This window comes from Streptomyces sp. NPDC002690 (assembly GCF_053592415.1).
In genome coordinates this window covers 1-8,006 of the sequence record NZ_JBSFVR010000341.1, presented here as the reverse complement: position 1 = coordinate 8,006, position 8,006 = coordinate 1, and the positions used below count along the sequence as shown (strand labels likewise).

General features: G+C 72.7%; 7 protein-coding genes. 5 read left to right on the top strand and 2 right to left on the bottom strand.

Going from position 1 to position 8,006, the window contains the following annotated elements; translation table 11 throughout:
• Positions 1 to 437: 437 nt before the first annotated feature.
• A complete protein-coding gene (gene cobT / locus ACWD3D_RS29730) occupies positions 438 to 1,562 on the top strand; it encodes a nicotinate-nucleotide--dimethylbenzimidazole phosphoribosyltransferase (RefSeq protein WP_451463855.1) in 1,125 nt (374 codons plus the stop codon).
• Between the two features lie 12 nt (positions 1,563 to 1,574).
• On the opposite strand, the gene ACWD3D_RS29725 is transcribed toward cobT, so the two are convergent.
• Positions 1,575 to 2,336: a hypothetical protein gene (locus tag ACWD3D_RS29725; protein ID WP_451463854.1), complete on the bottom strand. Its 762-nt coding sequence runs from the start codon at positions 2,334 to 2,336 to the stop codon at positions 1,575 to 1,577.
• A gap of 128 nt (positions 2,337 to 2,464) precedes the next feature.
• Between ACWD3D_RS29725 and ACWD3D_RS29720 the strand changes: the two genes are divergently transcribed.
• Positions 2,465 to 3,265 carry an adenosylcobinamide-GDP ribazoletransferase gene (locus ACWD3D_RS29720; protein WP_451463853.1) on the top strand — a complete coding sequence of 267 codons (801 nt, stop codon included), beginning with the start codon at positions 2,465 to 2,467 and terminating at the stop codon, positions 3,263 to 3,265.
• Positions 3,266 to 3,348: 83 nt separating this feature from the next.
• Here the strand turns inward: ACWD3D_RS29720 and ACWD3D_RS29715 are convergent, their stop codons facing one another.
• Positions 3,349 to 4,182, bottom strand: a complete 834-nt coding sequence (locus tag ACWD3D_RS29715) for an endo alpha-1,4 polygalactosaminidase (RefSeq protein WP_451463857.1) — start codon at positions 4,180 to 4,182, stop codon at positions 3,349 to 3,351.
• 321 nt (positions 4,183 to 4,503) lie between these two features.
• Between ACWD3D_RS29715 and ACWD3D_RS29710 the strand changes: the two genes are divergently transcribed.
• The 3 genes from ACWD3D_RS29710 to ACWD3D_RS29700 form a co-directional block, all read left to right on the top strand.
• Complete coding sequence (locus ACWD3D_RS29710) at positions 4,504 to 6,045, top strand: leucyl aminopeptidase (RefSeq protein ID WP_451463852.1); 1,542 nt, start codon at positions 4,504 to 4,506, stop codon at positions 6,043 to 6,045.
• Positions 6,046 to 6,400: 355 nt separating this feature from the next.
• Positions 6,401 to 7,789, top strand: a complete 1,389-nt coding sequence (gene lpdA / locus ACWD3D_RS29705) for a dihydrolipoyl dehydrogenase (protein WP_451463851.1) — start codon at positions 6,401 to 6,403, stop codon at positions 7,787 to 7,789.
• Positions 7,790 to 7,845: 56 nt separating this feature from the next.
• The coding region (locus ACWD3D_RS29700; RefSeq protein ID WP_451463856.1) for a biotin/lipoyl-containing protein at positions 7,846 to 8,006 on the top strand (161 nt) is incomplete at its 3' end.

Here is an 8,006-nt window from a genome sequence, read left to right as displayed (position 1 = left end):
GACCCGGCCCGCGGCCACCGCCCTCCTGCGAGCACTGCTCGTCCTGACCGACCTCGACGCCCCCACCGCCACCGCCCGCGCCCGACGCCGCGCCGCCGCACCCGCACCCGCACCCGCACCCGCAAGTCCGTTGCCCGCCATGCCTGTTCCTCCCCGCTGGACCTGGACACCGCCGTGCGGAGCCCGCACCGCACGACACGACGGAGCTTGTATACCGCCGGGTAGCTCCGGGCGGCCAGAGGCGGGCGGCAGCAATCCTGGGCGGGCTCTCCCGGGGGCCCGGGGCACGCACGCCGTGACGCCGCGGGCCGGGTCCTCGGCGGGTGGCCTCGCGGCGATCGGGGGAAGGGTGCGGCGGATACTGTCCGGATACTGTTCCGCAGGGAGCCCGCAGCGGGCTCCGGCCCCCGACGCAACGACCCGCGAGGCAGACCTCCGTGAACCTGGACGACTTCTCCGACCTGATCGAGCGCCCCGACGGCGGTGTGCGGCGCGACGCCGAGGAACGCCGGGGACGACTGATCGTCCCTCCCGGCTCGCTCGGCCGGCTCGACGAGCTGGGCGAGTGGCTGTCCGCCGCGCAGCAGTCCGTGCCGGTCCGGCCCGTGGAGCAGCCGCGCGTGGTGCTCTTCGCCGGTGACCACAAGGTCGCCGAGCTGGGCGTCTCCGGGCGCGCCGCGGGGAGCGCGTACGAACTGGTCCGCGCCACCCTGGACGGGGCGAGCCCGCTGGCGGTGCTGGCCCGTACCTTCTCGGTGCCGGTACGGATCGTCGACGCGGGCCTGGACTGCGACCCGGAGCTGCTGCCGGAGTCCGTCGTGCGCGGCCGGGTGCGGCGCGGGGCCGGGCGGATCGACGTCGAGGACGCCCTGACCGCGGAGGAGGCGGCCGAGGCCGTGCGGCTGGGCATCCGGATCGCGGACGAGGAGGCCGACTCCGGTACCGATCTGGTGGTGCTGGGCGACCTCAGCGTGGGCGGCACGACGGCGGCGGCCACCCTGATCGCGGCGCTGTGCGGTACCGACGCGTCGGTGGTGACCGGGCGCGGCGGCGCGGGGATCGACGACCTGGCGTGGATGCGCAAGTGCGCCGCGGTCAGGGACGCGCTGCGCCGGGCCCGTCCGGTCCTCGGGGACCAGGTGGAGTTGCTGGCGACGGTGGGCGGCGCGGATCTCGCCGCGATGACCGGGTTCCTTCTCCAGTGCGCGGTGCGCCGTCTCCCGGTGGTCCTGGACGGCGTGGTCTCGGCGGCCTGTGCGCTGGTGGCGCAGCGGGCCGCGTTCCGGGCGCCGGACTGGTGGCTGGCCGGGCAGGCGAGCGGCGAGCCGGCGCAGGCGAAGGCGCTGGACCGGATGGCGCTGACGCCGCTGCTCGACCACGGGGTCACGGTCGGCGAGGGTACGGGCGCGCTGCTGGCCCTCCCGCTGGTGCGGGCCGCCGCCGCGTTCGCCGCCGAACTGCCGGAGCGGGAGCCGGAGAAGCCCGTCGACGAGCCCGCCGGGGAGCCCGCCGAGGAGCCCGCCGGGGAGCGGGACGGCGTCGTGGCGGACCCGGCCGTCTGAGCGCCTGCCGGGTCAGGGTTTCGGGCCGGGCAGCGGTACCCGGTCCGGGGCCCCGCCGATCAGGTCCTGGAACTTCCGGCGGGGCCCGGCCCAGCGCACGTCGTGGTGGTAGGCGCGCAGCACCGCGCGGGCGCGGGTCCGGTGGCGGCGGCCGTAGAACCGTTTGGCCCACAGGGAGGCGGGGCGGGCCAGCCGGAGGGCGCCGATCACCGCGACGAAGGGGACGAGAACGCCGACGACCGCCATCCGCGCCTTGCCCTTGAAGAGCGTGACCAGGACGAACAGGAAGTTGACGACCATCGTCAGGACGAGTCCGAGCCGGCCGCTCTCCTGCTCGTCCGTCAGTTCGTTCACTCCCAGGGGCGAGAAGCCCGCGAGGGCCAGCACCACGAGTGAGGTGGTCAGCACGACCATCTCCACGCTCTGTCGGCCCTGTTCGGTCCAGTAGACGTCGTCCAGGTGCAGGATCAGCGCGAACTCGTCCAGCACCAGGCCCGCCCCGACCCCGAAGATCACCGCGAAGACCATCGCGGTGACGCTGTGCTGGCCGGAGGCGACGGCCCCGAAGCCGCCGAGGACCGAGAGCACCACCCCGGGGACGACGTGGTGAACGTGGACCCCGCCGGGGGTGATGTTGCGGAACGGCCCCTTCCCGGCCCGGATCATGCGGGTGACGGTGCGGGTGATGGCGAAGGTCAGCACGAACGCGGCCAGCGCGAGGAGCAGCGGCAGTTTTCCCGGTTCGGTGATGTTGGTGTGCCACCAGTGACCCATGCCACCCTCTCCCGGCCGACGACCTTTATGCACATTCGTCACATCTTGTCCGATCGGGCACCGTTGCGCGCGGGCTGGGACCTCCGCCCGGCCCGGGCCGTCCGGCGGGAGGCGCTAACGTGCTCGCGGTGAACTCCCTGAACAGCCATGGCCTACGTTTCGCCTTCGGCACCCTCACCGTGCTGCCCGTCCGCGTCACCCGCTGGGACCGTGCCACCGCCCGCGCCGGAATGCTCTGCGCGCCGCTCGCCGGGCTCGTGGTGGGGCTGCTCGCGGCGGGACTGGGTTCGCTGGCGCTGCTGCTCGGTTCGGGTCCGCTGCTCGCCGCGGTCGCCTCCGCGGCCGTACCGGCCGCGCTCACCCGGGGCCTCCATCTGGACGGCCTCGCGGACACGGCGGACGGGCTCGGCAGCGGCAAGCCGGCCGAGGACGCGTTGCGGATCATGAAGCAGTCGGACATCGGGCCGTTCGGCGTGATCACCCTGCTCTTCGTCCTGCTGGCCCAGGTCGCCGCCGGCTACGAGCTCTACGGGCGCGGCTGGGCCGAGGGCGCGGCAGGCACGGTGGTGGCCGCCGTCGCCGCTCGTCTCGCGCTGACCCTGGCCTCCCGCAGGGGCGTCCTGGCGGCCCGTCCGGAGGGGCTGGGCGCGGTGGTGGCCGGCACGGTTCCCGTGCCGGGGGCCGTCTCGGTCGCGGTGGTGGCGGTCGCGGCCTGCGCGGCGGCCGGCCTGGCCGGTGGGGCCCAGTGGGACGGGGGCGGGGTGGGCACGGTGGTGCGCCACGCGCTCGCCGCGCTGCTCGCGCTCGGGGCGGCCGAGGTGCTGCTGCGGCACTGCGTGCGACGGTTCGGCGGGGTGACCGGCGACGTGTTCGGCGCGGTGGAGGAGACGGCGGCGACGGCGGCCCTGGTGGTGCTGGCACTCGGCTGACGCGGGGTCCGCGCCTCAGGCGCCGGGCCGCCCGTACGGGCGGCAGGACCCCGTCGGCGGCCGGACCGGTGTCCCGCGCCGGTTCACGTGCCCGCCGCGGCCCCCGCCCCCGTCGCGCAGCTCCTGCGCCAGGCCCCCAGCTCGTACTTCTTCTCCAGCGAGCTGAGCCCGAGTTCGCGCGAGCGGGCGCAGAACTCGTCGGCCGGGAGTTCGTACTCGACGTGGAAGACGGCCTTGTCGGCCTCGATGAACGGGGTCAGCTCGTCGCACTCGCGGTACTGCGCGCACTGCTCGTTCACCGCGAAGTCGAAGTCTCCTTCGAGCGCGGGGATCTGGTCGAGGTCGTTCTTGAGGCCGACGGCCAGTCCGTGGCGGTGCGCGATGCGGGCGATCAGCCGGTTGTACGCCAACTGGTCGGCGGCGGTGAGCGGGAAGCCGGTGTCGTTGCGGTAGCCGTCCATGTTGTCCGGCTCCACGGCGTCGAAGCCCTTCTTCGCGCACATCGCGATCCGGGCCTCCATCAGGGGCTCCAGGACCTCGGTGCGCCGGACGTCGAGCCAGCGCTCGCCCTCCCAGCCGTTGCCCTTGCCCAGCACGTCGGCCGGGAACGCGTCGGCATCCGGGCGGAAGTCCTCGTGGGCGCCGGTGGAGAGATAGCAGATGACCTTGCGGCCCCGGTCGTGCAGACCGGCGACGGCTGCGGCGTCGTGGTCGAAGCCGTCGATGTCGTACACCGGCACGTCCACGCCCGCGTCGAGCCGCCCGGAGAGCTGCCACTGCCAGTCCACGCCGGGCCGGGGCTGCCAGCGCCCGGCGGGCGAGGCCGCGGGGGCCGTCGGGGCGCCCGCCGCGGAGCGTTCGCCCTGTGCCCCGCGGGACTCCCCCGAGGTGCAGCCGGAGAGCAGCAGCGACACCATCAGGAAGGTGACCGCCCCCGTGCGGCCCGACTTCGTCCTGTACACCGTTCCCCGACCCCGCTCCGTACCGGCCGCACCCGGCCCGGTGCGCCCTTCGATCCACTGCCTCGGCAACGAGCCTATGCAACCGGTCCATTGGCCCCGCGAACCGCCCTGACCGGCCCGGACGCCCCTCGGCTGTGAACACCGCCGTGATTCGGCGCAAACGGCGCGCGTAGGCTCGTTCCCCGGGCATTGCGGACACGTCTACGATGCGCCGGGCGCGGTCGGCCCACCCCTCGACCGATTCCATGTACTCAACGGAAGCGAGAATTCACCACCGTGACTGCTCTCACTCTCAGCACCGCAGGTGCGGCGACGCTGCGCGCCGACGCACTCGTCGTCGGCCTCGCCAAGGGCTCCAAGGGGCCGGTGCTCGCGCCCGGCGCCGAGGCCGTGGACAAGGCGTTCGACGGAAAGCTCGCCGCCGTCCTGGAGACCCTGGGTGCCACCGGTGCCGAGGGCGAACTCACCAAGGTTCCCGCCGCCTCCGGCCTCAAGGCCCCCGTCGTCGTCGCGGTGGGCCTCGGCTCGGCCCCGGACTCGGACGACGCCTACGATTCCGAGATCCTGCGCCGCGCCGCCGGTGTCGCGGCCCGCGCCCTGACCGGCGCGAAGAAGGCCGGCTTCGCTCTTCCGGCCGCGACCGTGGAGGACGCCGGCGCCGTCGCCGAGGGCGCCCTGCTCGGCGCGTACGCCTTCACCGCCTACCAGGGCGGCGAGAACAAGCTCGCCCCCAAGTCGGCCAAGAACAACGGTCCGAAGCTGCCGCTCGCCGAGGTCGCCGTCCTCGGTGCCAAGCCGCGCGACAAGGCGTTCAAGGCCGCCGCCGAGCGCGCCGTGGCCGTGGCCGAGGAGATCAACCGCGCCCGCGACCTGATCAACACCCCGCCGAACGACCTCTACCCCGAGTCCTTCGCCGCCGTGGCCACGGCCGCCGGCAAGGAGCACGGCATCAAGGTCCAGGTGCTCGACGAGAAGGCCCTGGTCAAGGGCGGCTACGGCGGCCTGATCGGCGTCGGCCAGGGCGCCGTGCACGGCCCCCGCCTGGTGAAGCTCGCCTACACGCACCCGAAGGCGGAGAAGACCCTGGCCCTGGTGGGCAAGGGCATCACCTACGACTCGGGCGGCATCTCGCTCAAGCCGGCCGGCCACAACGAGACGATGAAGTGCGACATGAGCGGCGCCGCCGCCGTGTTCGCCACCGTCGTCGCCGCGTCCCGCCTCGGCCTGCGCGTCAACGTCACCGGCTGGCTGGCGCTCGCGGAGAACATGCCCGGCGGCAACGCCACCCGCCCGGGTGACGTGCTGCACATGTACAGCGGCAAGACCGTCGAGGTCCTCAACACGGACGCCGAGGGCCGTCTCGTCCTCGCCGACGCGCTGACCCGCGCCTCCGAGGAGGCCCCGGACGCGATCGTCGACGTGGCGACCCTGACCGGCGCCATGGTGCTGGCGCTCGGCAACCGCACCTTCGGCATCATGGCCAACGACGACGCCTTCCGTACGTCGATCCACGAGATCGCCGAGGAGGTCGGCGAGGCGTCCTGGCCGATGCCGCTCCCCGCGGACCTGCGCAAGGGCATGGACTCCTCGACCGCCGACATCGCCAACATGGGCGAGCGGATGGGCGGCGGCCTGGTGGCCGGCCTGTTCCTGAAGGAGTTCGTCGGCGAGGGCATCGCCTGGGCGCACCTGGACATCGCGGGCCCGGCCTTCCACGAGGGCGCGCCGTACGGCTACACCCCCAAGGGCGGCACCGGTTCCTCGGTGCGCACCCTGGTCCGCCTGGCGGAGCGCACCGCCGCCGGCGACCTGGGCTGACCACCCGCCGGTCCGTTGTGACCAACGTCGTACAGCCCCGGGCGGATGTCCGGGGCTGTACGCATTGGGTGCGCCGTACGAACAGGAGCAGGCTCCCGTCGACGCGGTTTCGCTCTGGACGAACTCGGCTGAATCCATACGTTTCTACACGGATGCGACCCGTGACGTGACCCACGGCGCCCAGTCCGGAACGGGCCCCGCGTCCCGTCGGCGGTCAACAAGTGCGAAGATGGGTTCTCGGCAGGACAGGGCCCCCACCACAGGGCCGAACGACTCAAGCGGCCGAACACCAGCCGACCGGCCGGTCACACCCCACGGGGCCCGGCGTACGGCGCACATGCATGGAGGACGTGACGTGGCGAACGACGCCAGCACCGTTTTCGACCTAGTGATCCTCGGCGGTGGCAGTGGCGGCTACGCCGCGGCCCTGCGCGGAGCGCAGCTGGGCCTGGACGTCGCCCTGATCGAGAAGGGCAAGGTCGGCGGTACCTGCCTGCACAACGGCTGCATCCCGACCAAGGCGCTGCTGCACGCCGGCGAGATCGCCGACCAGGCGCGCGAGGCCGAGCAGTTCGGTGTCAAGGCCACCTTCGAGGGCATCGACATCGAGGCCGTCCACAAGTACAAGGACGAAGTGATCTCCGGCCTGTACAAGGGCCTGCAGGGTCTCATCGCCTCGCGCAAGGTGACGTACATCGAGGGTGAGGGCCGCCTGTCGTCCCCGACCTCGGTGGACGTGAACGGCGAGCGCGTCCAGGGCCGCCACATCGTGCTGGCGACCGGCTCCGTGCCGCGCTCGCTGCCGGGCCTGGAGATCGACGGCAACCGCATCATCTCCTCGGACCACGCGCTGAAGCTGGACCGTGTCCCGAAGTCGGCCATCGTGCTCGGCGGCGGCGTCATCGGCGTCGAGTTCGCCTCGGCGTGGAAGTCCTTCGGCACCGACGTGACCATCGTCGAGGGCCTGAAGCACCTGGTCCCGGTCGAGGACGAGAACAGCTCGAAGCTTCTGGAGCGCGCGTTCCGCAAGCGCGGCATCAAGTTCAACCTCGGCACCTTCTTCGACAAGGCCGAGTACACGCAGGACGGCGTCCGCGTGACCCTCGCCGACGGCAAGACCTTCGAGGCCGAGCTGCTGCTGGTCGCGATCGGCCGCGGCCCGGTGTCGCAGGGTCTCGGCTACGAGGAGGCCGGGGTCGCGATGGACCGCGGCTACGTCCTCGTCGACGAGTACATGCAGACCAACGTGCCCACGATCTCGGCCGTGGGCGACCTCGCCCCGACCCTCCAGCTCGCGCACGTCGGCTTCGCCGAGGGCATCCTCGTCGCGGAGCGGCTGGCCGGCCTGAAGGTCGTCCCGATCGACTACGACGGCGTGCCGAAGGTGACGTACTGCCACCCCGAGGTCGCCTCCGTCGGCATCTCCGAGGCCAAGGCCAAGGAGATCTACGGCGCGGACAAGGTCGTCGCCCTCAAGTACAACCTGGCGGGCAACGGCAAGAGCAAGATCCTGAAGACCGCGGGCGAGATCAAGCTCGTCCAGGTCAAGGACGGTGCCGTGGTCGGCGTCCACATGGTCGGCGACCGCATGGGCGAGCAGGTCGGCGAAGCACAGCTGATCTACAACTGGGAGGCGCTGCCGGCCGAGGTCGCGCAGCTCATCCACGCCCACCCGACCCAGAACGAGGCCATGGGCGAGGCCCACCTCGCGCTGGCCGGCAAGCCGCTCCACTCCCACGACTGATCCAGTCCCGGGCGACGACCGACCACTTCCGCAATTCGTAAGGAGCAACCGAAACCATGTCGGTTTCCGTAACCCTTCCGGCGCTCGGCGAGAGCGTCACCGAGGGCACTGTCACCCGTTGGCTGAAGGCCGAGGGCGAGCGCGTCGAGGCTGACGAGCCGTTGCTGGAGGTCTCGACCGACAAGGTCGACACCGAGATCCCGGCCCCCGTCTCCGG

Coding starts and splice junctions, on each gene's coding strand:
- ACWD3D_RS29725 (WP_451463854.1), bottom strand. CDS start 2,336: ATGGGTCACTGGTGGCACACCAACATCACCGAACCGGGAAAACTGCCG.
- ACWD3D_RS29715 (WP_451463857.1), bottom strand. CDS start 4,182: ATGGTGTCGCTGCTGCTCTCCGGCTGCACCTCGGGGGAGTCCCGCGGG.